Origin of the sequence: Microbulbifer sp. THAF38, from assembly GCF_009363535.1 — a bacterium.
Lineage (GTDB): Bacteria > Pseudomonadota > Gammaproteobacteria > Pseudomonadales > Cellvibrionaceae > Microbulbifer.
Genome location: NZ_CP045369.1, coordinates 2629394 through 2653838 on the forward strand (window position 1 = coordinate 2629394; position 24445 = coordinate 2653838).

The 24445-nt window shown below is 47.2% G+C and carries 20 protein-coding genes; 7 read left to right on the plus strand and 13 right to left on the minus strand.

Features of this window, described 5'->3' with window-relative positions:
• Positions 1 to 230 precede the first annotated feature (230 nt).
• Positions 231 to 533, plus strand: a complete 303-nt coding sequence (locus FIU95_RS11145; protein WP_152453840.1) for a hypothetical protein — start codon at positions 231 to 233, stop codon at positions 531 to 533.
• 296 nt (positions 534 to 829) lie between these two features.
• Here the strand turns inward: FIU95_RS11145 and FIU95_RS11150 are convergent, their stop codons facing one another.
• From FIU95_RS11150 to FIU95_RS11160, 3 genes are all read right to left on the minus strand, one after another.
• Complete coding sequence (locus tag FIU95_RS11150; RefSeq protein WP_152453841.1) at positions 830 to 1264, minus strand: hypothetical protein; 435 nt, start codon at positions 1262 to 1264, stop codon at positions 830 to 832.
• Between the two features lie 320 nt (positions 1265 to 1584).
• Positions 1585 to 2145 (minus strand): hypothetical protein, encoded by a 561-nt coding sequence (locus FIU95_RS11155; protein WP_172975381.1) that lies wholly within the window; start codon positions 2143 to 2145, stop codon positions 1585 to 1587.
• 166 nt (positions 2146 to 2311) lie between these two features.
• Positions 2312 to 2578: a hypothetical protein gene (locus tag FIU95_RS11160; RefSeq protein WP_152453843.1), complete on the minus strand. Its 267-nt coding sequence runs from the start codon at positions 2576 to 2578 to the stop codon at positions 2312 to 2314.
• Positions 2579 to 2581: 3 nt separating this feature from the next.
• Between FIU95_RS11160 and FIU95_RS11165 the strand changes: the two genes are divergently transcribed.
• The 3 genes from FIU95_RS11165 (at position 2582) to FIU95_RS11175 (ending at position 4557) form a co-directional block, all read left to right on the plus strand.
• The gene (locus FIU95_RS11165) at positions 2582 to 2869 is read left to right on the plus strand and encodes a hypothetical protein (RefSeq protein ID WP_152453844.1); all 288 of its coding nucleotides are present in this window, start codon (positions 2582 to 2584) and stop codon (positions 2867 to 2869) included.
• Positions 2870 to 2993: 124 nt separating this feature from the next.
• Positions 2994 to 4132, plus strand: a protein-coding gene (locus tag FIU95_RS11170; protein WP_152453845.1) for an IS3 family transposase whose coding sequence is annotated in 2 segments (ribosomal slippage) — positions 2994 to 3243 and positions 3243 to 4132 — 1140 coding nt in all. Because the reading frame shifts where the segments join, the coding sequence is not laid out codon by codon here.
• Positions 4133 to 4212: 80 nt separating this feature from the next.
• The gene (locus FIU95_RS11175; protein ID WP_152453846.1) at positions 4213 to 4557 is read left to right on the plus strand and encodes a hypothetical protein; all 345 of its coding nucleotides are present in this window, start codon (positions 4213 to 4215) and stop codon (positions 4555 to 4557) included.
• 233 nt (positions 4558 to 4790) lie between these two features.
• On the opposite strand, the gene FIU95_RS11180 is transcribed toward FIU95_RS11175, so the two are convergent.
• The gene (locus tag FIU95_RS11180; RefSeq protein WP_152453847.1) at positions 4791 to 5150 is read right to left on the minus strand and encodes an energy transducer TonB; all 360 of its coding nucleotides are present in this window, start codon (positions 5148 to 5150) and stop codon (positions 4791 to 4793) included.
• A gap of 98 nt (positions 5151 to 5248) precedes the next feature.
• On the opposite strand from FIU95_RS11180, the gene FIU95_RS11185 reads away from it, so the two are divergent.
• The gene (locus FIU95_RS11185) at positions 5249 to 5476 is read left to right on the plus strand and encodes a hypothetical protein (RefSeq protein WP_152453848.1); all 228 of its coding nucleotides are present in this window, start codon (positions 5249 to 5251) and stop codon (positions 5474 to 5476) included.
• 140 nt (positions 5477 to 5616) lie between these two features.
• Here the strand turns inward: FIU95_RS11185 and FIU95_RS11190 are convergent, their stop codons facing one another.
• The 6 genes from FIU95_RS11190 to FIU95_RS11215 all read right to left on the minus strand — a co-directional run bounded on the left by FIU95_RS11190 (position 5617) and on the right by FIU95_RS11215 (position 11223).
• Positions 5617 to 5949, minus strand: a complete 333-nt coding sequence (locus tag FIU95_RS11190) for a hypothetical protein (RefSeq protein ID WP_152453849.1) — start codon at positions 5947 to 5949, stop codon at positions 5617 to 5619.
• A gap of 124 nt (positions 5950 to 6073) precedes the next feature.
• A complete protein-coding gene (locus FIU95_RS11195) occupies positions 6074 to 8110 on the minus strand; it encodes an RHS repeat-associated core domain-containing protein (RefSeq protein ID WP_152453850.1) in 2037 nt (678 codons plus the stop codon).
• A gap of 159 nt (positions 8111 to 8269) precedes the next feature.
• Positions 8270 to 8440: a transposase gene (locus FIU95_RS21735; RefSeq protein ID WP_152453851.1), complete on the minus strand. Its 171-nt coding sequence runs from the start codon at positions 8438 to 8440 to the stop codon at positions 8270 to 8272.
• A gap of 134 nt (positions 8441 to 8574) precedes the next feature.
• Positions 8575 to 8985, minus strand: coding sequence for a hypothetical protein (locus FIU95_RS11205; protein WP_152453852.1), 411 nt, complete (start codon positions 8983 to 8985; stop codon positions 8575 to 8577).
• A gap of 88 nt (positions 8986 to 9073) precedes the next feature.
• The gene (locus FIU95_RS11210; protein ID WP_152453853.1) at positions 9074 to 10786 is read right to left on the minus strand and encodes an RHS repeat-associated core domain-containing protein; all 1713 of its coding nucleotides are present in this window, start codon (positions 10784 to 10786) and stop codon (positions 9074 to 9076) included.
• 113 nt (positions 10787 to 10899) lie between these two features.
• On the minus strand, positions 10900 to 11223 hold the full coding sequence (locus FIU95_RS11215; protein ID WP_152453854.1) for a hypothetical protein: 324 nt from the start codon (positions 11221 to 11223) through the stop codon (positions 10900 to 10902).
• 135 nt (positions 11224 to 11358) lie between these two features.
• On the opposite strand from FIU95_RS11215, the gene FIU95_RS11220 reads away from it, so the two are divergent.
• Positions 11359 to 12306, plus strand: a complete 948-nt coding sequence (locus FIU95_RS11220; protein ID WP_152450975.1) for an IS30 family transposase — start codon at positions 11359 to 11361, stop codon at positions 12304 to 12306.
• Here the strand turns inward: FIU95_RS11220 and FIU95_RS11225 are convergent.
• Entirely contained in the window at positions 12290 to 13108 is an 819-nt protein-coding gene (locus FIU95_RS11225) for a hypothetical protein (protein WP_152453855.1), read from the minus strand. The genes FIU95_RS11220 and FIU95_RS11225 overlap by 17 nt on opposite strands.
• A 56-nt stretch (positions 13109 to 13164) precedes the next feature.
• Between FIU95_RS11225 and FIU95_RS11230 the strand changes: the two genes are divergently transcribed.
• Positions 13165 to 13518: a helix-turn-helix domain-containing protein gene (locus FIU95_RS11230; protein WP_152453856.1), complete on the plus strand. Its 354-nt coding sequence runs from the start codon at positions 13165 to 13167 to the stop codon at positions 13516 to 13518.
• 73 nt (positions 13519 to 13591) lie between these two features.
• On the opposite strand, the gene FIU95_RS11235 is transcribed toward FIU95_RS11230, so the two are convergent.
• Both FIU95_RS11235 and FIU95_RS11240 read right to left on the minus strand, forming a co-directional pair.
• On the minus strand, positions 13592 to 13942 hold the full coding sequence (locus FIU95_RS11235) for an ankyrin repeat domain-containing protein (RefSeq protein ID WP_253869109.1): 351 nt from the start codon (positions 13940 to 13942) through the stop codon (positions 13592 to 13594).
• Positions 13943 to 13973: 31 nt separating this feature from the next.
• Positions 13974 to 23075: an RHS repeat-associated core domain-containing protein gene (locus FIU95_RS11240; RefSeq protein WP_152453858.1), complete on the minus strand. Its 9102-nt coding sequence runs from the start codon at positions 23073 to 23075 to the stop codon at positions 13974 to 13976.
• Positions 23076 to 24445: the final 1370 nt, after the last annotated feature.

A 24445-nucleotide genomic window follows, 5' to 3' on the forward strand; every position in this document is an offset into this window, starting at 1 on the left:
AGGAAATATCTTCTCGACCAATTTCAATATGCTTCAAACCCACCCATATTTTCACTTCAGATTCAACTACAGAAGGAATAATATTTGGCAAGACAACTAGTGCAATCTAATTTGCGCGACCTTAGTCACATTTTAATAATATTAATCTGCAAGGTGTTCACTGTGCTTTTGCCATTGTCGCCCACCCACTTAAGGCGGCTGCGGTTCGGGCCGTAGGTAAAGCGTGTATCGTGACTGCCCTTAGTGACCAGACTAGGTTTATCAAAGACGGTGTAGTCCAGCGTACGGCCGCCCGAGTCGCTACCCACGTTGCCGTTGTTGTCGCTGTTGTCGTAGTGATAGCTGGTATTACCGGCTTTGGTTACCGCATGGGAGCGTGGACCATTGTATTCATAGCTACCAACGCCCGTTTTATAGGTGATATTACCAGCATCATCATAGCGAACCTCCTGGGTAGCCGTTTGGCTGCCGGCCTGATAGAGGCGGGCATAGCGCAGGCGATTGAGGCCGTCGTACTCAAGATTTTCCTGTAGGTCCTTACTGTAGTTACCATCACCACTGAGGTCGGCTTTGGACAGTATTATAAAGTTTAATTAAAAGACCTGACGCCGAACTCGGTCAGGGAGAGATACACTAAAAACAACCCCCCGGCAGATTACTCTGCCGGAGTTCTTGAAGAATTACTCAGCTAGATAGAAAGTTTATTTTGGAGTCAATAATTTACTCTGACCCTAATTATTAGTATTGCTCAGTCAACTTTTTAAGAACCTTACTTCGAATCAACCCTCTCGTTCACCTGCCCTTATTAAAATTTAATGTTCACAAATACCTAAAGTAATGATTGAAAATTTTCAATCTTAAACTTCTTTGGGCGACCATCTTCAGCCCCATAAATAACCACGATAAAAACTTGCTTTAGATTCTTTTTCTCTACTCTAAACCCTGAAATATATTTAGCATCATCGCCAGAAACGTACCCCTCAATAGGCACCCTTAAAACCTCAATATTTCCAACTTCTTGCCCAACATATATACGGTTTAATTTCCCAATACTCTCCAACTTCACAGGAAAGAAGGACTCAACCCACATATATGAACCTTGCATATCACCAGGAGAAGTACGAAACAAGCAATTAATTTTCTGACAATTCGATACTTCCAACCTCTCATATTTATCACCCCAAGGTAATATCTCCCCTACGCATGAAAAAGGAATTGAGATTATTCCAAGCAACATTGAAAACCTAATCTTTCGCAAGCTCATTCAGCTTACCCCCCAATCCAAACTGACCACCAAAATGATTTAATTTCTTGTAGTTGAAATCTGTCACAGTAAAGGGCTCATATATTACCTCTATTTGACCCAGAGAAACCCTTACATTTCTTTAGCCGTGAAAGCAAGGTACCTGAGTCACCGCTCTGCACAGATTCATTCTCATCTTGAGACAATAGCTAAGCAAACTTAAGGAGCCTCTGAATTATTCAGAGGCCCCTTTATTCTTACCGAATCAAATAACCCTCGCACCTTTTCCCCAAGGTGTTGGGACAATCTTTGATCTATAGGTATTCTTAATTGCTGTCATCTTAAATTTTTATTTTAAATTTTTTGTCACCCACCCGGCTTGGCTCAACAAAGGGAGCATCAACGCAGCCAGAAGCACCTGTTTCCTTAGACAAGTCAATCTTCGACTCAATGTCTGCAACATTATAGTAAAGGGTGAGCTCCTCTATGTTCTCAACCAATGGTATAAAGGGAAATCTAACAAAAATATTACCATCTCCGACCACCAACTCACTATTAAAAAACACTTCATAAGACCAGTATTTTTTATCGCTATCCTTCCCAACCAGCGAAACCTGAATATCTTTTCTTAGCTCGCTACCATAACTCATAAGCGGCGGGTCCAATCTATACTTCTTGAAATATGATTTTGGAATACAGAATGAAACAACCTTTCGAGGCCCATCGATAGTACCCATCCCGATTCGCAAACCCTGATATATATCACTATCAGCCAGACTTGCAATACTTATTGCTTGAAAAACAAGCAACATGAAGAAACTTGACAACACCATTTTCATTTTAACACCTATTATAAGCCCATTTATTTTTTTGAATTTCGGTAAACTCTGGATTCTTAACATGGCCTATTTCATGAATAACAAAAAAGCGAGCAGACTGATAAGCATTAAAGTCTACTGCTAGCCAGAAAGAATGAGAAAGCCGTATCTCCGTTATAGTACTAGAGAAAGCCTGCCTATAAAGCATCGGGACTCCATCTACTTTCTCGGCAGCAACTGTGCCACCCAGCTAACTACCCCAAAGCTCTTCTTTAAACATAAAGGAACAGTTCTTTCCGGTCGCTGTGGCGCCATTCAAATCTCTAGCATACGCATTTACAGACTGAAGCTTATTTGCTTCATTAGCTCCTTTTTTAACCAGGTCAGCCTTTAAAGCAACAAATTTTCTCTGTGCCTCCTCAGCAGATATTTCACTAATAGAATCGTCTCTGACATACTCATCATCAGCGGCCAGTCTTTTTACTTCTTTTTCTCCATTAACGTCTGTACGGCGCACTTAGTGAGCATCTCTGTAAAGGCTGCAGTCGTAGACCCGTCCATTCATATGGATCAGGCCCACCTCATCCAGCATTTCATGGCCGGTATAACCTCGATTGCTACTCAGGTGATTAAAGGCTCCCACACTGAGGGCGCTAACCGTATTTGCAGGCGCGCCGGCAATCTGTTCCCAGCTCAGGGCGTTGCGGCGTTTGCCTCAGGCATCAAAGCTGTAAACCGGCTTGTTGCCAGCAGTATCTTTGGCAACCTGACCGGTGCTATCGGTAATAACATCCAGGGAGCCCTGTAAGTCTTTGTGTAAGTACTGGGTGTTGGTACTGGCAATTTCATCGGATGCATTCAGCTCGACATGTAGTGGTCTAATACTTCCGGACACTTCGCTAAGATGGTAAAAACACCAAGCGAGGTGATGTATGACAACGAAAGGTACACGCCGGCAATTCAAGCCGGAGTTCAAGAAAGACGCCGTAGCCCTGGTCTCTGAGCAGGGATATTCTATTTCTAAAGCCGCAGAGGCTGTAGGAACCACTGCCAACAATCTGCGACGCTGGATAAAAGAGCTGAAGCAGGAAGAGAGCGGAGAAAGGCTGGATGTCGGCGAGCGCGCAGAATTGGACCGGTTACGACGCGAAAACAAGCAGTTGCGGATGGAGAAAGAAATCCTAAAAAAGGCCAGCGCTTTCTTTGCGAAAGAAATGAAGTAAAGTACAACTTTATTAAAGAACAGCAAGGCAGCTTTCCAGTTAGGACACTCTGCCGAGTGATGCAGGTAAATAAGAGTAGCTATTACGGGTGGTATCAGCGTAGTAATAGCTCAATAGATAGCCAGACATGGAAACTATGCCATCGTTTGAAGGCCTTATTTTCTGAATCTCGACAGAGTCTCGGAAGCCGTCGGTTAATGAAACTGTTACGCAAAGAAGGCTTTAAAATTGGTCGCTATCGTGTCCGCAAACTAATGAAAAAGCTAGGTTTGAGAGTAAAACGCAAGAAGCGATTTACACTGACGACAGACAGCAAACACCAACTACCTACCGCGGAAAACCTTTTGAATAGGGAGTTCTCACCAAGTGTTAAAAATCAAGTTTGGACTACTGATATCACGTACATCTGGACTGCACAGGGCTGGCTGTATTTGGCGGTAGTGATTGATCTCTATTCACGTAGGATTGTTGGTTGGCATCTAGATCGCCAGATGGAAACGGCCCTGGTAAGTCGTGCATTGATGATGGCTGTTAATTTGCGTACACCGCCAAAGGGTCTTCTACACCACTCTGATCGAGGCAGTCAGAGTGCCAGCCATACCTACCAAGCGCAGTTGAAACAGCATGGTATGGTGTGCTCAATGAGCCGCAAGGGAAATTGTTGGGACAATGCACCGACTGAACGCTTTTTTAGCAGCCTAAAACGAGAATGGCTGACGGGAAATATCTATCCGACAAGGGAAGATGCGATAGCCGATGTGAGGGCCTATATTGCTTATTACAACTCACGCAGGATACATTCATCACTGGAGTATATAACCCCTATCGAATTTGAAAAATGTGCTTAAAGAGGTGTCCGGTTAGACTTGACCACAACAACACGCTCGATAGCGACGCCTGCGATATTGCGGCGATAGAAGCTCTTGATATGAGCTCCGGAGCTGCTGCGCCCAATCACTTTCTCAACGCTGTCAATCTGCAAGGTGATCACAGTGCCTTTGCCATTATCGTCCACCCACTTGAAGCGGCCGCGGTCCGGGCCGTAGGTGAAGCGCGTATCGTGGCTGCCCTAAGAAACCAGGCAGGATTTATCAAAGACGGTGTACCGCTTACGGCTGCCCAGGTCTCCACTCATGCTGCCGTTGTTATCGCACTGATAGCTGGTATTGCCGGCATCATAGTAGTGCATCTCTTGAATAACAGTTTGAATACAAGCCTGATAGAGGCATGCTTGGCACAGGCAATTGAAGCCATTCTATTCAGTGCTCTTTAGCAAGTCCTAGCTATAGCTGTGATCGCCACAAAGATCGGTTTTTGGCAAGATTATGGAACTCAAAACTTATTACTGAGTTCGAAAAGGGGATATATCTTAAAAGCAGAGCCCCAGCGAGTACTTTGCCGAGGCTATTTAGTAGTGGTTCCGTTAGATAGAAAGTGTTATTTAAGCGCCGGGAATTCAATCTACTCTTTATCACTAGGGACAAAATAAAGATCTAGCTTTCCTTTCTATCCTTTATATCTTGGGTGCTCTTCACCTAACTCAAAAATTAATAGAAAGTAATAACCCTTAAGGATAGAGGCCTTACCTTTCTGCTTATAGGGTTCAAACTGTGAGTCCCTTAGATATCTTATTGCAGCTAAATTAAATACAGCGCTCGGACTGAAATCTACCACATTAAGATTATTCGCTATTCCTTGCTTACTTATATCTCCTCGAACAAGCACCCAACCTTCTTGGCCTTTATCAAACTCAGTTTTAGGGTAAAGCATTTTCGGTGAAATAGTTCTTCGAATCTTCCACTCAACCCCCCTATTCAGCATTTGTATATTTGGCTTTTCGCTGACAGGCATCACATTTAGTGACATGCAGGAAGCTAGAAATAGGTAGCACAAGAGAATTAATTTAGTTTTCGATAGTGACACAATCTTAGTTCTCCACTGGTATTACCGGCTTTGGTTACCGCATGGGGGCGTGGGCCACTGTACTCATAGCTACCAACGCCCGTTTTATAGGTGATATTACCGGCATCATCATAGCGATCCTCCTGGGTGGCAGTTTGGCTGCCGGCTTGATAGAGGGGCGTGCTGTACAGGCGGTTAATACCCTCATGCTCAAGGCTTTGCTGGAGATCTTTATAATACTGCTTGAATTGTTTATCGATAGAATTATTAAGCTCCCCAATATGGCCTGATAATAAACTTAACCTGAGTGAAATACAGGTTAAAACAGAACTCTATCAGATGACCCTGCCAAAGCTCTACCAATAGTCAAATAAGTTAGTTTCCCAGATATCGATACTCTATTTCTCTATCAACAATTCTGAAACCCAGGCTAAGACTTCCTTTTAAAGCCAACTAAAAACCCAATAAAACACACAATAAGGATTAATACTACCGGAAATACAAAGCCCACAATAATGTCATTCAAGAAGTACGTCCAACTATAAAACCAAACCCACAATATTGAAGAAACACTAACCCTAAAGTAAATCCCCAGACCAAAAAACCCATAAAAAAAGTAAGAAAAATAGAACATAATAAGAGCAAGACCTATCAACTTGATCACATCTTGAATTGACAATCCTAAATACCAAATAACAAAAGCACCTAAAAATGCGGCGACATACTCAGGTAAAGGTGCTATTAACTCTTCTTTCCAATCCATACTACTATACCCAAAAATTAACTTTATCACCCTTTTGTGTGATGACATCAGAGAATCTACCCATTAAAAATTTCTTCACCAATAGTTCACTCAACAAGAGAGAAAGAAGATCTTGCCAAAGAAATCAATATGCTGGCCATCGCATCCTCGGTTTTAAGACTCTTGAAGCTGAATAAACGTGACCTGCTGCCCCACCAGATGTAGCCCAGATATACTCATATTTCAGCATCTGATACCCTACTGAGGTCACCTCTCCACTTAAGAGTTCTACAGCAAGAAAAGCATTTCTCCCACTTTTCAGAGCATGCGGCGCAGCCATTCTAAGCCCATGCGCGCCCAGTCCCGCACCTATTAAATAGCTTGGCAACTCCGCCCCAACGAAATTAGCCGCATTTGCAAACCTTACCCAGGATTGGTGTTGAGCGAAGGCCCTTGAATACCTTGCTATCATAGCATTTTGCATTCTTCTTGCCGCTAGCCTTTGATAATAAATGGCTACCGGCCCAGAAAAATCATACTTGATAGGGTTAGCAACAACACTCACCTCCTCCATAACTCGTCTTTCTGGGGGAGAATACAAATGAGGCACGTATTCAGGGGTTTCTGGAGGTACAACTTCCAAATCCACTGACACCTCCCCTTGGAACTCAAACTCTATCTCAACCTCAATACTTGGCGTAGGGAATGAGGGATTTGGTGAACTCCCCCCTCGCTTTACAGCCCCCGCAAGTGCCGTAAAGGCAGCGGCCGCCGCTCCATTTACAAACTTCCCACCAGTAGCCTCCGAAACCAGTCCAGAAGCCAGCATCCTCACTGCAATATGAGTATCGTTCGCAAAACCACCACCGACTCCCGCCGAGATAAAACCGTGCGCAAATTTTCCACCACCCAGTTTTGCCAATATGCCTCCGGTTACTCCACGGATTGCAATATTGGTCGGACTCCATCCACCCGGCATACCGGAGAAGGCCGCCGCTGAAGCGGCTGCGAGTACACCATTGGCAAAAGCCAGGCCGATCTCACCGGTAATATGGTAAGTCTGCGCCGCATTGTAAGCTGCCAGCGCGCCAGGACAGCCGGGACCAGAAGAGATGCAAAGTGCGATCTGGGCAACTGCATTTAGCACCGGCTTTCCGCCGAGATAGCGCATCACATCTCGACCATTGACGAAAGCGTCCCGGTACTTATTCCAAGAACTGTACCCAGATGGATCCGTATAAGTCAGCGGGTTATTGTGCACATAGGCATAGCGGTTGTAGCCCTGGACCGAGGTGACCCCATCAATCATTGGATCCGCAGAGACAAAACGGGCCAGGGTCGGATCGTAGACCCGTCCATTCATATGGATCAGGCCCACCTCATCCAGCATTTCATGGCCGGTATAACCGCGGTTGCTACTCAGGTGATTAAAGGCTCCCACACTGAGGGCGCTAACCGTATTTGCGGGTGCGCCGGCAATCTGTTTCCAGCTCAGGGCGTTGCGGCGTTTGCCCCAGGCATCAAAGCTGTAAACCAGCTTGTTGCCATCAGTATCTTTGGCAACCTGACCGGTGCTATCGGTAATCACATCCAGGGAACCCTGCAGGTCTTTGTGTAAATACTGGGTACTGGTACCGGCGATTTCATCCGATGCATTCAGCTCGACACGCTCGATAGCAATGCCTGCGATATTGCGGCGATAGAAGCTCTTGATATGAGCACCGGAGGTGCTGCGCTCGATCACTTTCTCAACGCTGCCGATTTGCAGGGTGGTCACTGTGCCTTTGCCGTTGTCATCCACCCGCTTGAAGCGGCTGCGGTCCGGGCCGTAGGTGAAGCGTGTATCGTGGCTGCCCTTAGTGACCAGGCTGGGTTTATCGAAGACGGTGTAATCCAGCGTACGGCAGCCCGAGTCGCTACTCATGTTGCCGTTGTTATCGTAGTAATAGCTGGTATTACCGGCTTTGGTTACCGCATGGGGGCGTGGGCCATTGTATTTATAGCTACCAACGCCAGTTTTATAGGTGTTATTACCGGCATCATCATAGCGAACCTCCTGGGTGGCAGTTTGACTGCCGGCTTGATAGAGGCGCGCATAGCGAAGGCGGTTGAGGCCGTCATACTCAAAACGTTCCTGCAGGTCCTTGCTGTAACTACCATCACCACTGAGGTCGGTTTTCAAAAGTATTATGATGTTCCTCAAGTACAAGACCTGGCGCTGAATTCGGTCAGGGTGATATACACTAAAAACAACCCCCCGGCAGATTACTCTGCCAGAGTTCTTGAAGAATTACTCAGCTAGATGGAAAGTTTATTTTGGAGTCAATAATTTACTCTGACCCTAATTTTTCTCAATCAACTCAATACCCTTTTGACGGCATAGGTCTCGAAATATCGCTCCGATCTCCCTTCTCAATGCTCCAAATAATGCTTTCTTTCGATACTTAGGCACAAATACCACATGGTACCTGCAATAATGCTTCACGTGAGCTTGCCACTGCCAATCTCGCATATGGCCTCCTTTATAGAACTTGCCGGTTCATGGAGGCCATATTTTTCATTCTGCACGCCGGAACGGCAGAGCCCTGTCAAGTCTCACCGCCAGAGGCGGTGGTTTACCTATGTATTAATTATATTTAGCCTACCTTAGCGCTCAAACTTCACATCCAACTGAAATAGTTGCTCATCCTTTTCACCGGAGGAATAAGAAAACCCATATAAAACCACCAAAGACTTTGTTTCATCTGGAATGTTATAGCGATATAAATCATACTCCCCACCCTTCTGAAGCTCCCCAAAAACAAAATCTAAATAATTCACATTAAAAATATAATTTCCATGTGATATATCCACTTTTTTTAGGTTTAAATCATCATAGAATTCAAAAGTAGGCTTTGGCTCTAATAGAACACCATCCGCATAAACCCTCTCCACGTTTAATGTCCATTTTGCATCCATATAGACGCTACCTTTTGAATCTGCTGCGATCAAAAAAGGGACTTCTCTGCTACCCAGGTTAACATTAGCTCCTACCTTAACAATTTTCTTTAAGCTCACATTTCCACCTACACTATACCCAAAGCAAAAAAATGAACTAAAAAGAAAGAATAATATACAAAAAATTTTCTCTCTCAACATACAACTCTTAGTACGTTGGCACTTCCCATTCACCATAATGTGTCCTCTGAGGTAGATTCATTACTTTTCGATGTCTATTTTCGAAGGCTGTAGCTGAAATTTCAGCAAGCTTGCGAGTATCAGTTCTTGAAATGGAGCCCTGCTGAAATTCATAAACATGATAAGCCTCATGAATAAGGGATGCTTCTGGGCTTCTTTCAATCCCCCCTGTAAGAAAACCCTTTTTCCATGGATTAAACCGAATAGTTCCTGAGGAGCCTATATCTGGATTAACCGCTCCAGAAGGTAAGCTAGGTGCTGCACTATTTCCTATATCACCAATTAGTATAATCGTCTCTAATTTACTAGTTTCTAAATCTATAATTAACCCCGTTGCCTCACCCACTCTACAACGGGCTGCCTCCCATAGTTTTTGGGCTTGAGCCAAGTCCTCACTCGTTGCACCCTCCTGCAGGCTCCAAGTCACTCCCTCTTTACCTCCCGCTTCCGCTCCTCCTTTAATGGGTCCATCGTCACCAAAAGCATTCTCCCCAAATGAGCCTGCAATATGGCTAAATGCAGCAGTCGCCGCCCCATTAATGAACTTCCCACCAGTAGCCTCAGATACCAGCCCTGAAACCACCATCTTAACGGCTATATGCGTATTTTTCCCAAATCCACCACCGACTCCCGCCGAGATAAAACCGTGGGCAAACTTTCCACCACCCAGTTTTGCCAATATACCTCCGGTCACTCCACGGATTGCAATATTGGTCGGACTCCATCCACCCGGCATACCGGAGAAGGCTGCCGCTGAAATTCCAGCGTGCACACCATTGGCAAAGGCCAGGCCAATCTCACCGGTAATATGGTAAGTCTGCGCCGCATTGTAAGCGGCTAGTGCCGCTGGACAGCCAGGACCAGAAGAGATGTAAAGTGCGATCTGGGCGACGGCATTTAGCACCGGCTTTCCGCCGAGATAGCGCATCACATCTCGACCATTGAAGAAAGCGTCCCTAAACTTATTCCAAAAACTATACCCAGAAGGATCCGTATAAGTCAGCGGATTATTGTGCACATAGGCGTAGCGGTTGTAGCCCTGGACCGAGGTGATCCCATCAATCATTGGATCCGCGGAGACAAAACGGGCCAGGGTCGGGTCATAGACCCGTCCATTCATATGGATTAGGCCTACCCCATCCAACATTTCATGGCCGGTATAACCGCGGTTGCTACTCAGGTGATTAAAGGCTCCCACACTGAGGGCGCTAACCGTATTTGCAGGCGCGCCGGCAATCTGCTCCCAGCTTAGGGCATTGCGACGCTTACCCCAGGCATCAAAACTGTAAACCAGTTTGTTACCTGCAGCATCTTTGGCAACCTGACCGGTGCTATCGGTAATAACATCCAGGGAGCCCTGCAAGTCTTTGTGTAAATACTGGGTGTTGGTACTGGCAATTTCATCCGATGCATTCAGCTCGACACGCTCGATAGCAACGCCTGCGATATTACGGCGATAGAAGCTCTTGATATGAGCACCGGAGGCACTGCGCTCAATCACTTTCTCAACGCTGCCGATTTGCAGGGTGGTCACAGTGCCTTTACCATTGTCGTCCACGCGCTTGTAACGGCTGCGGTCCGGGCCGTAGGTGAAGCGTGTATCGTGGCTGCCCTTAGTGACCAGGCTGGGTTTATCAAAGACGGTGTAGTCCAGCGTACGGCTGCCCGAGTCGCCACTCATATTGCCGTTGCTGTCGTACTGATAACTGGTATTACCGGCTTTGGTTACCGCATGGGGGCGTGGGCCATTGTACTCATAGCGACCAACACCAATTTAATAGGTGATAATGAAGATTACAAATCGATACAGTCAGGATCATCTTTATCGCGAGTAAAATAGCAAACTTTCAAAACTTTTCCATTATCTGCACGGTTAACTAAAAAACCTACCTCCTCACCCCTCTCATAATTTTGCTCAAGAACTACCACCCCTTTATCATTTACAATTTCTTGCTTTCCATGAGGAACATCTACTCCATCTATATTCATGAGACAAATTTTATATACATTACCACCTGCAGAGTAGTTATCACATTTTACCCCGCTGACATCTTCTGCAATAACTGAAATTGTATAAAAATAAAAAAGTAACGCAGTATAATTTATCGCTTTGATCATTTAGATTACTCATTCCGTTCTTTCGTCTTTCATTTTCATCCTAGATTCTCACAATAACCGACACACTTGGCGATAGCGAAGGAGGCCAGCTGGTTGTAGGCTAGTAAGCTTCCACACAAACAAGCCAGGAACCTCATGGGAACCCGTACCAACCAGCTGACCTTGAAAGAACGATACCAGATTGAGGTCCTTAATGGGCAGAACTATTCAGCCCGAGCCATTGGACTACGCCTCAATAGATCCAATAAGACTATCTCTCGTGAGCTTGGTCGTTACAGCCCTTACTGTGCCGAGAGTGCCCACCGTCAGGCACTGCAACGACGGCACGGAGCTATTAAACATACCAAGCTCGACTTTGCCATGCAGGTACAAATCGACCACCAGCTGAAAAATGCAAGTCCTGAACAAATCGCTGGGCGAATGCAGCTTGAGAGGTGTGCGAAAACGGTTAGTTGTTCAACAATTTACCGCTGGGTCAGTCGACTTAACTGGAGGTCACGTCTGCCAAGGAAAGCCAAACCTTATCAGAAACGGGCAGGTTCCGAGGCAGGCGTAAAGCTTATTCCAGAGCGCATAGATATTGATCAAAGACCTGCGATTGTCGATGAAAACACTGAGATCGGTCACTGGGAAGGCGATACAGTTTATGGTCAAGATGGCTATCTGGTGACACTGGTTGAACGAGTTTCCAAATTATTGCTCACTCGCAGAGTCCCAAATAAGAGCAAGAAAACAGTGAGCCGGGCGATCAAGCAGATGTTGAAGCCATATCAGGCCATCTGTAAAACCATCACCTTCGATAATGGAGGAGAATTTGCAGGTCATCAATCGATTGCGCAGAAGCTAGGATGCAGAATATATTTTGCGAAACCTTACCACTCTTGGGAACGCGGGCTGAACGAAAACACTAATGGCCTTTTGAGGCGCTTCTTCCCAAAAGGAGTGGAAATTGGCAAGATACCAAAAAGCCGTATTGATGACGCAGTGTTTCGAATCAATACTCGACCTAGGAAAGTACTAAATTACTTGAGCCCGCTGGAATTTTTGGCGGGTAAACGTGTGTCACTTATGTTGGCAATCTAGGCATAATATCCATTTTCCTCAACTCATGATAGGAGCTCAAAATTTCATAAAGCTCTCCATGAATCGGCTGAACCTGAAACCTAGACATAATTTTTCCCGGTATCATCAGAGATGTTCCAGGTTGTGTCACACGACCTCTTACTTGACCAAAACATCCTAATGAATTACTCCCAACTTCCGTTGATGCTACGCCACAAGCATTCACGTTTGGTAAACCCGGTAATGTAATGGATATCTCTTGATCATACGCAAAAGTTCCGACGTCAGTTATTATAGTTTTGGAATCCTTAAATGTAATAGCACATCTATATTCACATCGCTTTACAACTTCTCCTTTGTACTCATAGCGTTTCCCTCCCCCAGTGACAGTGCAAAAAGCTATTAAACTTCCACCAGCCGGTATTGAGCAATCATCGCTCTCTCTTTTTCCTTCACCTCCATGCTCATCATTAAAAGCCCGAGCAAAAGCAGCTGTTATGGCCCCATTGGCAAATTTCCCTCTGGATACAACTGAAGTTGTTCCTCCTAAAAGTGCTGCTGCAACAACTCTAGCAGGACTAAAACCAGTATTTCCTGCATCAATCAAGTCAACAGCCCCTGAGAATGCCTGAGCCACACCCGCTGCAGCAAAGCCATGCTTAAGCTTTCCTCCCTGGGCTTCAGATAACAGACCACCGGCTACCGAGTGGGCGAATACTTTTGCAGCATTACCATACCCATTTAAGCCGGTACCCATAATACCTTTACCAACCACGCCTTTTGTTGCCCAGCCAGCTCCCTGAAAGGCATTGCCAATTCCCATAAATGCCACTGCGCTGAAGGCACCAAAAAAGGCTCCCTCAACTTAGCCGGTTTGAGATGACGGAAGACGATCAACTATTTTTTAAGCAACTCGGCCAGCGTACCGCCGGCCTGCGCAAAGAACTGCGCATGACCCAGGTGCAGCTTGCAGAGTACTTAGGGATTTCCCAACAACATATGCAGTCCTTCGAGGCCGGGCGGCGCAAGGTGTCCGCTTCCATGCTGCCGAAGCTGGCGCAGCTGTTTGGGATCAGTGTGGATGAGTTGGTAGGTATGGAAGATAAACCAGCCAAGCGTGGGTTGGTGCCGAAGCTTCTGCGGGAGATCGAGCAAGTGGCCTTGCTCCCCAAGGCCAATCAGAAGTTTGTTAGTGAGATGTTGGAGACTGTGATTCAGCAGGCTAGTCACTGACAAACACCGTCAGATATGGCAAAGCCCCAGCAGATTGCTCTGCCGGGGCTTTGATCGTTTACTGGGACTCTCGTTACTCTTTTATATTGGAAATATATTTTTCTATATCATACTGCTTATATTTTCTTGCTGTTTCCATGGCTGAGAGCCCATAAGAATCCTTTAAGCTGGGCTTAGCTCCTTGCTTAATCAAAAACTTAACTACTTCAAAATTTCCATTTGCTACAGCTGCATTTAAAGGAGTATCCCCTTTAATACTGACAAAGTTAACAGTACCCAATCTGTTGCTATACAGCTCAGCCTCACTTAACGATCCATTGGTGCATGCAATAATCAAATTTATCTCATCATTAATTCTTTTCATTTCAGCACTTTCATCATTTTTAAAGCATCCTACAGCAACAAGAGACATGCCTAGCAACACTACTAGCAAATTGAAACACCTATAAAAGCAATTAAAAATCATAAATAACCTCAGGGATTACTGCGTTTTCATCTCGAGTATTATAAAGGCGGTAAGAAGAGTCAGCCCTGAATCGAGCAGCGTTATCCAGCGCAGCAGGGGTATTAACCTTTTCAAGCAAATTAAAAGGGAAACCATAGCCACCGTTTTTCATTGCGACAAAACATGCCGTTGCACAATTATTATTAAGAAGATCATAACCGGCAGAACTCACCTGCTTAAATGAAGAAATCATCTTCTGAATGTTGTCAGCAGATATTCCCTCGAAAATATAAACATTAACAGGGCTTAATTTAAGCCTATCATTAATATATTCCGCGGTAGAGGAACCGAAAGCATGCTTAGTACCATATGAATAAACACCTTCACCTTCTGCAGCAAATGCTGAATGTCCAAAAGGGTTACCTTTATGGCCAGTATCAATTATCAGCGCGACAGATTTTCCCTTTTGTGCAGAAGGGTGAAGATCATCATTAAAAGCCCTAGCAAAAGCAGCTGTTATAGCCCCATTGGCAAACTTACCACCCGATACCACAGAGGCTGTGCCACCTACGATCGCGGCTGCGATCACCCTCGCCACACTAAAACCAGTATTTCCTGCATCAATCAAGTCGATAGCTCCTGAAAATGCTTGAGCCACACCCGCTGCAGCAAAGCCGTGCTTAAACTTTCCTCCCTGGGCTTCAGACAACAGGCCACCGGCCACTGAGTGGGCAAATACTTTTGCGGCATAACCATACCCATTTAAGCCAGTACCCATAATACCTTTACCAACTACGCCTTTAGTTGCCCAGCTCGCTCCTTGAAAGGCATTACCAATTCCCATAAATGCTACTGCGCTGAAGGCACCAAAGAAGGCCCCCTTAACTGTACCGCTTTGGACTGCTCCAGCGGCAGCACCGCCGGCAGCGGCCCAACCCACGGCTGCAGCACTGTTTCCAGCTTGTAGCGCGGCAAAAGCCTGCCCCCCGGTATAAACGGCAATTACTACCGCAACTACCGGTTTTACTACCGAATCTCTCCACTTATTCCAGGAGCTATACCCTGAAGGATCCGTATAGATCAGCGGATTATTGTGCACATAGGCGTAGCGGTTGTAGCCATGGACCGAGGTGATCCCATCAATCATTGGATCCGCGGAGACAAAACGGGCCAGGGTCGGGTCATAGACCCGTCCATTCATATGGATTAGGCCTACCCCATCCAACATTTCATGGCCGGTATAACCGCGGTTGCTACTCAGGTGATTAAAGGCTCCCACACTGAGGGCGCTAACCGTATTTGCAGGCGCGCCGGCAATCTGCTCCCAGCTTAGGGCATTGCGACGCTTACCCCAGGCATCAAAACTGTAAACCAGTTTGTTACCTGCAGCATCTTTGGCAACCTGACCGGTGCTATCGGTAATAACATCCAGGGAGCCCTGCAAGTCTTTGTGTAAATACTGGGTGTTGGTACTGGCAATTTCATCCGATGCATTCAGCTCGACACGCTCGATAGCAACGCCTGCGATATTACGGCGATAGAAGCTCTTGATATGAGCACCGGAGGCACTGCGCTCAATCACTTTCTCAACGCTGCCAATCTGCAGGGTGGTCACAGTGCCTTTGCCATTGTCGTCCACTCGCTTGTAACGGCTGCGGTCCGGGCCGTAGGTGAAGCGTGTATCGTGGCTGCCCTTAGTGACCAGGCTGGGTTTATCAAAGACGGTATAGTCCAGCGTACGGCTGCTTGAGTCGCTACTCATGTTGCCGTTGTTGTCGTAGTGATAGCTGGTATTACCGGCTTTGGTTACGGCATGAGGGCGTGGGCCATTGTATTCATAGCTACCAACGCCTGTTTTATAGGTGATATTACCGGCATCATCATAGCGAACCTCCTGGGTGGCAGCTTGACTGCCGACTTGATAGAGGCGCGCGTAGCGAAGGCGGTTGAGGCCGTCGTACTCAAAACGTTCCTGAAGGTCCTTACGGTAGCTACCATCACCACTGAGGTCGGTTTTAGAAAGCAGATTGCCGATGGCATTCCAGTCGTAATGCAGATTCTGCACTTGACCCACACCGGGATTGATATCGGTGAGGATACTGGTGAGGCGGTGATGTTGTGGATCGTAGGCATAGGTGGTGGTGAGGCCATTGCCGAGCAATACTTCTTCCACCTGGCCGCGCAGGTTCATGCGCTTAACCCGGTAATAATAACCACTATCTGCGGGGGCGGTTACATCACGCACACCCACTTTAAAACCAAATGGGTTGTAAACCGTTTCTACACCGCGCAAATAGTCCTCATCATTACCCACCTGCTGATTACTGGCATCAAAGCTTCGCTTAGCACGGCTGTATTGGTCGTAGGTGACTTTTTCATAAAAGTCCCCTTCGCCATCCAGTACGCCAAGCACGGTGGTGGTCTCGCCCAGACGACCGTAGATATCGTAGTGCAGCAACTTGAAGTAGCTGACATCCTCCATATTGGCATTGCAGCCTGCAGCAATAGCGACAGGGGCCTGGGCTACAGCGACCAACTTTCCATCGAAACGGTATTTGGAATCACAGCCGGGGTCCTGGTCATAGTACCAGCGGCTGAAGTTCTGCAGAGTGCCCGTTTGGCTGTTACTGTCGAAGCTGGTGTAGTCTGCGCGAGTCACCATGCGGCCGAGGGCATCATAGCTCATGGCGGTGCCCTGCCCCTTGGCGTCCTTCTGCCAGGCCAGCTCACCAAATCCTGTGTAACCGTAAGTCCAGGTGCCCTTATCCGGATCTACCATACGGGTCTTGCGGCCGAGATTATCGTACTCAACAAAAGTTGCTGATGTTTCACCGCCGCCGCTGTTTAGGGTGCGCACCTGTTTGAGATTGCCATCGGCGTAGTAGCTGTATTGCAGTTTACCGCCGATATTATCGGTAACCTGAGCCAACTCACCGAGGACATTCTTCTGGGTAACCTTGGCTTGCTGAGCACAGTTCTTAATAGTTTCCGTCAGACCATTAAAGGTAATCGTACTATCGCACTGGCCACTGGGGGCATCCACTTTGGTGGTGCGCCCGAGAATATCGTAGGAGTATGTAGTCCAGCGTGGAGAGCCGCCACTACTATAAGGTTCGGAGACCCTTTTAACGCGGGACTGTTCATCGTACTGGGTATCGACAAATACCCAATTACCGTGGAAGTCCTGAGTTTGCTTGCGAAGCTCACGGCCCAGGCGATCGTGGTACGTCACGCTCTTGGCCTGCTCTATCCCGCTAGTGGTCACTTTAAAGTGAGACGGCACTCCGGCTATTGTGGGGCAGCCGCCGCTATCAGCGCAGAGTGTGCTCAAGGTAGTAGCATAGCTGCCAGTCTCGTGGTGTTCAAAATAGCGATTGCCGAATGGGGAATAGGCGTAATGCGTTTCCACACCGCCGATATCCAGTACGCGCTGCGGCTGGCCGAAAGGGTCCATCTCCAGAGCTTGTTCGGCGGTCTGTTTAAGTCCGTTCACCCGATTTAATGCGTAGCGGCCATAGCCGTCAAAACCCGTGCGACTGGTACGGTTTTCGCCCTGCGCATTGGTTACCGTGGATGCAACGCGATTGCCGAAGCGGTCGTGCTCATAATGGGTATGTAACTCTTGTGCGCTACCTTTAGCTACCCATTCATCGGTTAACAGGCCAGTCAGGTTATCGTAATCGAAATGCGCGGTTCGCTGGATTTGCGGTGCCGCTAGGGCTCCATACCTCTGAGTACTAACACTACTCTCACGCAAGCGCGCCAAGTGCCAGCGATCACTGTTCACCACATTGTCGTAGGTATTACTTGTGGTTTTGCTCTGCACTAATTTATTAGAAGCATCATAGTGCTTCACCGTTACCGAGCTGACATTGCCATATTTAATATCATTGGCTGCGGTGTAGTTGGTGGTTGTTACCACCTTACCCAGATAACTCCCGCTCAGGCTGTAGGATTTATCCTCTGCCTGACTGATATAGGGCATTACCGTTTTGCCCGATACCGGTACTATGGATTCCAAGGTGTTAATAGAGCAGCTGATCAGGGTGAGCCCACTACCCTCACAGGTAGCCGGGGTTTTGATATTACTGGCATTGGACTCAATCACCTTGGCCGTCTGTGAGGGCATACCAATAAAAGGATAATCCTGGCGGTAGTGGGTAGTGGTCTTCACCTCATTTTGCGGGTCATAAGTAGTGACCGACTCAAAACCGAGGAAACCTCGCCCACCACTCTGCATACGCGCGCCGGCGTAGTGGTAATGGGCCTCGACCGTATTGTTATTGTCATTGGCCGCCGGTGCATCGGAGATTACTTTTTGCACCACGTACATCGGTGAGTACAAATCAAATACCGGCGAGCCGCGTCCGTAGTTCAGCTTAAAGGAGCCCTTCTTACGGGTGTAAACATTCACACTGTCATCATTCAGGCGCGCGTAACGGATTTCTGTTTTTACCCCGAAGCCATTCTCTACAGACTCAAGCACATCCACCGGTTTATCAGTATGCTTGGGCTTGAACACACGTACATACTTGTCTGTAAGGCCCGAACCACTAAAGAAGCCTGAGCGGGTGCGCATATCATCGCAGTGGTTTTCTTGCTCATCGCGGTTCGCACAGTTCTCAACAATTTCAGGGCGACCATCACCAGTCACATCCATCACCAAGTGACTGTGATCATTCGCATCGGCGCCGAACAACAGGCCAGTATCGATAGGACTACCAAAGCCATTGGATTGATTGGGCAGTACATAGAGATACTGGTATTCATTGTTTTCTTTGTCGTTGGCATTGGGGTAGAGAATGTCCACCAGGCCATCCATATCCCAGTCATACAACTGGATATCTTCATCTACTTGCTTAGGCAGGAAACCTGCGGAGACAAATTTTTCTCCGTTAAAGTGCAGCACCCCCCAATCCCAGTTTGCATTGGGGCGGAACAAAAGGTCGGGTAAGCCATCGCCATTTAGATCTGTGATCCGGTGTTCGGCGTCAACCACCTCTCCATTGAGTTCACGCTTGAATACCGCCTCGTGGCGGTTATCACTCTCGGACATCAGCACAACAAAGTGATTGTCAGTTACATGGCTAAGGTTGTTACAATCACTCGCCGCCTCTGTACAAACCCAATCCGTTTGCATAATCGCGGTGAGATCGGCAATACCGTCCCCATTGAAATCGGCCACCATATCCGTATCGCGTAATTTTACCAAGGTAGTGCGCTTAAATAATCCCAAGGGTAAGCCCCCCGGGGCACTAACAGAAGGCAGCGATAGGGTGCGAGTAACCTCAGAGTTTTTGAAAGAAAGCGTTCCATTGTTACTGCGCTGTAGCTCGCGGATTTTCATGGTGGGCGAGTCGCTAACTGAGTGGAGACCGACGGCCGAAGTAAATTTAAGAAAATCCGGCAAACCATCAGCATTAAAGTCGTGCATCTGGCCCAGCTGATCCTTTTGATAGCTGATTGTCGTGGGGCTATCGGTGCTACTAAACCCGCTACCATTAGACAAATTCACGGCCCAATGTGTGCCTACATCATCTATCGGCGCATGCAGTAGGTCGTCCTTGCCATCATTGTTGTAATCCAGCAAGTGCCATTCCCTACGCTCATTGGCACGGATTCGCATTTGTCCCGATTGCAGTGACAATTCACCCCCGGCTGTGCCCAAGGCAACACGAATATAGCGTTTTCCATGACTGCCGTCGTAACGGATAAATACCAGGTCTGTGAGCCCATCGCCATTGACATCCCCGTATTTACCGCCCTCATAACCTGAATGGAAAATATTAGGATTAGCAGCAGTACTCACCATGCCTGATCCAGCCGATTGAGCATAGATAAATACCGTGGGTCTGCGACAGTTACCCTGGACACACTCCTCAACTTCTTCGAGGAGCAAACGTCCTGTAGCGCTTTTTTGGTAGCTGAAGTTGTAGCGGCGCAATTCCACCGAGTCCGCACTGGAAGTAATGGCGGTGAGACGGCGGGTTGCGGCGGTCTTCTGACCGAAGAGGTAGCCATAGCGTTTATCGCTGCGGTTCGTATCGTAGTAGAATTGAATCCGATTCAGCGCTGCATCGTGACCGTTCGCGGAGTAATCGACCGTTTCAATCAGGTGTTCACCGAGTGCGGTGTCTTTCAGGTAATTGTATTCAATACGGTTACCAACACTGTCTTCTTGGGTATTTAAATACCAGCTCTTCTCCTGCTGCGCATCTGCGTTCATACCGTAATAAGAGACAGAGCCATCCTTACGGTACACTTCAAAGCCCTGACCGCTGCCAGTGGCACTCGAGACCAAGCGTACACGCACGAAGCTATCCACACTTGTACGGTACTCACTGCCGAGACTGCCATACTGACCAGACACGAGTTTCAAACGTTGGCCATCCAAACAGAACCGATCAAAGGCACTGCCATTGGTACCGTCTTCTTCAAGCGTTCTACGACAGGCAGTAATGACGGACAGCCCACTGATACCCCAGCCAACCCCTAGAGGGCCGTTATTACCGGAACTGCTGTATGTCACACTGAGCGCCGGTGTACTGCCACCGGATGAAGGACCCACCTGGAGCGGAATGGTATAAGTCGCCGCGCCAGATTCAGTCACGCGGAATTCCCCCGGCAATATGCCGACACGATCGGAGGCCAACACTCGAGGGTCGGTAGTAGACAGTACCGTGGCCTTATAGGGAGGCACCTCCACCGTTACCGGTGGCGGAGTTTGGTCAACCTGAACAATATCTGTTGCAACCGTATTTGAGCAGCTACTGAAACTCGATACCTGGTTGCAGGCACGGACCTGATAGGCGAAGAAGCCGTTATCCAGCGACAGTGATTTGCTCAAATGCTTGAGATCTGTGTGCTTAATTGGGGCGGCTTTACTCCAACTTACTGACCCCTCCGCCGAAGATGCGCTACCGGCAATAATTTCATAGCGCACGATCGCGCCACTGGCACTACCCCAAGTGAGATCAACCTCACCGGAACGCGAGAAACTTGCCGATAGGTTGGGAGATTTGGGCGCACTTGGGGTTTTGGCGACGATGACAGATTGGGCACTGCCGGCCGTGGAACAGGTACGTAAATTACAAGCTATCAAATGGTAGCTGTAGCTGCCGTCATCGCGCTTGAGCGTGGTACCGGTGAGGGGCGCGGGCTTGGTAGAGCTGGTGGTCAACTCTTTAAGGAGCTTGCCGTTCTCGTAAAGTTTGTACTTGTAAACCTGCTGGCTGGAGCGATCGCTCCAGTTCAAATTAAGAGAACCTATAGCACTATTCCCTATGGCATCCAGCGTCGGGGCCGTGGGTACCGGTTGGTTCCGGACAGAAACCCCAACAGGTGTGCTCCAGCTTGCGCTGCAGCCGGAAGAATTACAGTTTTTAGTGCGAAGTTCCCAGCTGCCATCGGCGAGACCGGTGACAGTAAAGGTACTGCTAGTTGCTGTGCTGTAGCTATTATCCGCAGGCCAGCTACTATTTGCTTTACGCTTCTGCCAGTGCACCGAATCTATTGGGCCGGAGCTATTGGAACTCAAACTGACAGAACCGGTGTACGATTTTGCGCTGACGCTAGTAAGAGCAGGTTTATCAGGTGCAATAATGACTGTGGCTAATACCGATACTTTTGCAACAGGATTTGGCTCTGAGCACTTCGGAAAATTACCTTGTAAGCATTCATCGCAGGCGTAATGGTAGTCATAAGTACCACTTTTAGAAAGTGTCTCTGTAAAGGTAGCGCCAGGGTCGAACATTTTACTGCTAACATTAGTATTTCCACGCTTTAATGTGCAACGCTCTGCATCTTGCCAGTTTCCATTAAACAGCAGGGTAACCCTTCCACTCTTAGTAACCGACTGTACCATCAGGTCAGGAAATTTTACACTGACACTCTTCTTTCCTGTCCAGCTACTACAAGACTCAACACCGCTATAAGTTTTACAGGCCCTTACGCGATATGAGTAACTGCTGTTCTTACTTTGACTAAAGGACTTGCTAGTGCCAGCCAAGCTCCAGCTACCAGAGGCGTCACCTGACTGCTCCAATATATACCTGGCCGCCCCAGAAACCGCACTCCAGCTCACAGCATAGTTACCACTGCTACTGGCTGGTACGGCTAGGTTTCCAGGTATACCCGGAGCTCTGGATACTGTGACAGTAGAGGAGGTTTTAAAAGATCCTACTGAAGTGCCTTCGACAGCGGCAACTCGATAGCGATAAGTTCCCGTCCCTCTCCCACTAAAATTACGGCTGATCGAAGTTCCGCTGTAAATCTCGTTCCAGGAACCATTATTCTTTTGTTCCTGCAAAACATACTTATCAGCCCCCGAAACAGAGTTCCAAGAAATATTGACACTACCATTGGTGCTTGAGGCGGGAACCGAAATTGAACCTGGAGTGCGGATAACAGTAATTTTTTTAACTGGGTTAAAGTTAAAACATGCCGTTTTAGAGCTGTAGGCGCTACGATTACAAGCTCTAACTCGATATTCATAGTCTGCAGTCAATTTACCGCTTAAATTCTTACTTTTGGAAGAGGAACTGTGAATAGAGGACCAAGAACCCGAGTCTTTTCGTTCTTGCAGTTCGTAATAATCTACGCTCCCACTGGCTGTACCCCAGCTGATGGAATAGCTACCATCAGTGTCTCTACTCGCAAGACTAATGCCTCCGGGAACGCCGGGGTTCCTGAGCATCTCCACCTCTACCGAACCTAAATATTTAGCGGCATATGCAGAGGGTGCCAGGAAAAACAAGGGGTTTCTTTTGATTTTTTCTAAAAAAGCAAATGGACAGATGGGGTTACATCCACCACCTCCTGGACCTCCTACATTCTCACCAGAGACAACATATTTCCACATGCCATCGGTTCGCCCGGTAACTCGGTAGTTGCCCTTTATCCCTGTGACCTTGATCGATCTTTGCCAAACACCGTTCTTATACTCAATGATTGATACATCTGCATATGAACCCGGCCAATCTATATTGATCGATCCATCACCATATGCATAGGCATTAACACTTGCGTCAGCATTACTGGAAGCCACCATACCCAATAAAAGTATTGGGAAAAGGTTAAAAATTGATATCAAACCTTTTATCGACGAGCTCATCAGAAGAAATAACCCCGTCAGCCTGGTATGAGACAGCGAACCACAACCCTTGAACACAGCGGAAATTCCCTTTTCGTTTTTATGGCTAAACCCTCCCCCCAGTTATACAGCCAGGAATAGGGCGCGCCAGTATACTTACGCGTCAACATTAATCCAAGAATGATTATTAATGTGAACATTTATGTCATAAACGTCAGATAAGGGAGGTGAATATATCCAACTATTAGGTTACTTTTTCAAGTGCCAGACTCCCCTCGCCATCCTTGCTAGGCTACGAATGATTCGAGGCTTAATACAAACACACAAAACGTATCTGCATAGCTTATTCATCAGGGCTTACCCGGTTGACTACAAGCTATTTAGATAACCATCCAGCCCCACTGCAAAAAAGTTTTAAATAGCACGAAGACAAATTGTCTAATTATGGGTACCTCCACACTTTCTATGTGTCTCCGCCATACTCCAGCTAAAAAACATCCCCCAAGGAAAGCCTGCCCCTTCCCACACCTGTAGAACTTTTTGCCTCTAATGACAGTGAAAGGTTTTTTCAGTTAAAGACCTCAACGCCAGCGACTCAAAACTATTGTTGATTTCATAAAATGAAAATAAATGAAAACAGTAAAAAGAATTCTTCAACGAAAAACACTGATGAAAACTTGATATGGAGGGCTCTTTAAGCTGGACTGACAAAACGACCAACCGGGTAAAACCCCAATATTGTAACAATAGTGGATTAGCGGAAACCGCGATTAAAACGTAGGTGCTAATAACACAAGCAAGAATTGGAAAGAAATACTGAAGGAAGTAAAGACTGACGTGTTATGGAGAAGCCAGACCGAGAGGGCTCGGGCGAGTTCTTCACAACCTTTCCTTTCCGGCCGAATGCCAGGAGGGGCCTCAATGGCAGCTTCGAGACTTTTTAAGAATTCTCTAAACTGAATTTCTTTGGTAACAACGGTGAGCCTGTAAGGGCCCCACCTAATCAGAGTCAGTACCAACTGCGGTTGAACCCACTCCGCCATATATACAGCCAACACAGGCTTCCCCCTCCGCTAAAGCCCTCACCAAATACTGATCAGCCAACGCTTTGAACATGGCAAGGGAAATAGGGAGCACTAACGAGAGCGTAGGAATGAAGGGCTAGCATTATCAGCATACCACCCTGCAAGAATCCCATGAGTGGCCCTCATACAACACCCCGGTTTGGCATGCATTATTAAGGGGCCCGCATGTGCTGGAAACTCAAATCAGGGGCGAAGATGCACTCATAATCTATGCTCTTACAAGCGCAGAACAGCTGCGTCAATTTCATACCAATTCTCTCCCTGCCAGTGAGGATGGAATTACTTTCACAGTGAATACGCCGGGGA

Coding starts and splice junctions, on each gene's coding strand:
- FIU95_RS11150 (WP_152453841.1), bottom strand. CDS start 1,264: ATGAGCTTGCGAAAGATTAGGTTTTCAATGTTGCTTGGAATAATCTCA.
- FIU95_RS11185 (WP_152453848.1), top strand. CDS start 5,249: ATGGGGGCGTGGGCCACTGTACTCATAGCTACCAACGCCCGTTTTATA.
- FIU95_RS11175 (WP_152453846.1), top strand. CDS start 4,213: ATGAGCTCCGGAGCTGCTGCGCCCAATCACTTTCTCAACGCTGTCAAT.
- FIU95_RS11230 (WP_152453856.1), top strand. CDS start 13,165: ATGACGGAAGACGATCAACTATTTTTTAAGCAACTCGGCCAGCGTACC.
- FIU95_RS11210 (WP_152453853.1), bottom strand. CDS start 10,786: ATGAGTGGCGACTCGGGCAGCCGTACGCTGGACTACACCGTCTTTGAT.
- FIU95_RS11220 (WP_152450975.1), top strand. CDS start 11,359: ATGGGAACCCGTACCAACCAGCTGACCTTGAAAGAACGATACCAGATT.
- FIU95_RS11155 (WP_172975381.1), bottom strand. CDS start 2,145: ATGTTAAGAATCCAGAGTTTACCGAAATTCAAAAAAATAAATGGGCTT.
- FIU95_RS11190 (WP_152453849.1), bottom strand. CDS start 5,949: ATGGATTGGAAAGAAGAGTTAATAGCACCTTTACCTGAGTATGTCGCC.
- FIU95_RS11240 (WP_152453858.1), bottom strand. CDS start 23,075: ATGAGCTCGTCGATAAAAGGTTTGATATCAATTTTTAACCTTTTCCCA.
- FIU95_RS11180 (WP_152453847.1), bottom strand. CDS start 5,150: ATGTCACTAAATGTGATGCCTGTCAGCGAAAAGCCAAATATACAAATG.
- FIU95_RS21735 (WP_152453851.1), bottom strand. CDS start 8,440: ATGCGAGATTGGCAGTGGCAAGCTCACGTGAAGCATTATTGCAGGTAC.
- FIU95_RS11215 (WP_152453854.1), bottom strand. CDS start 11,223: ATGATCAAAGCGATAAATTATACTGCGTTACTTTTTTATTTTTATACA.
- FIU95_RS11225 (WP_152453855.1), bottom strand. CDS start 13,108: ATGGGAATTGGCAATGCCTTTCAGGGAGCTGGCTGGGCAACAAAAGGC.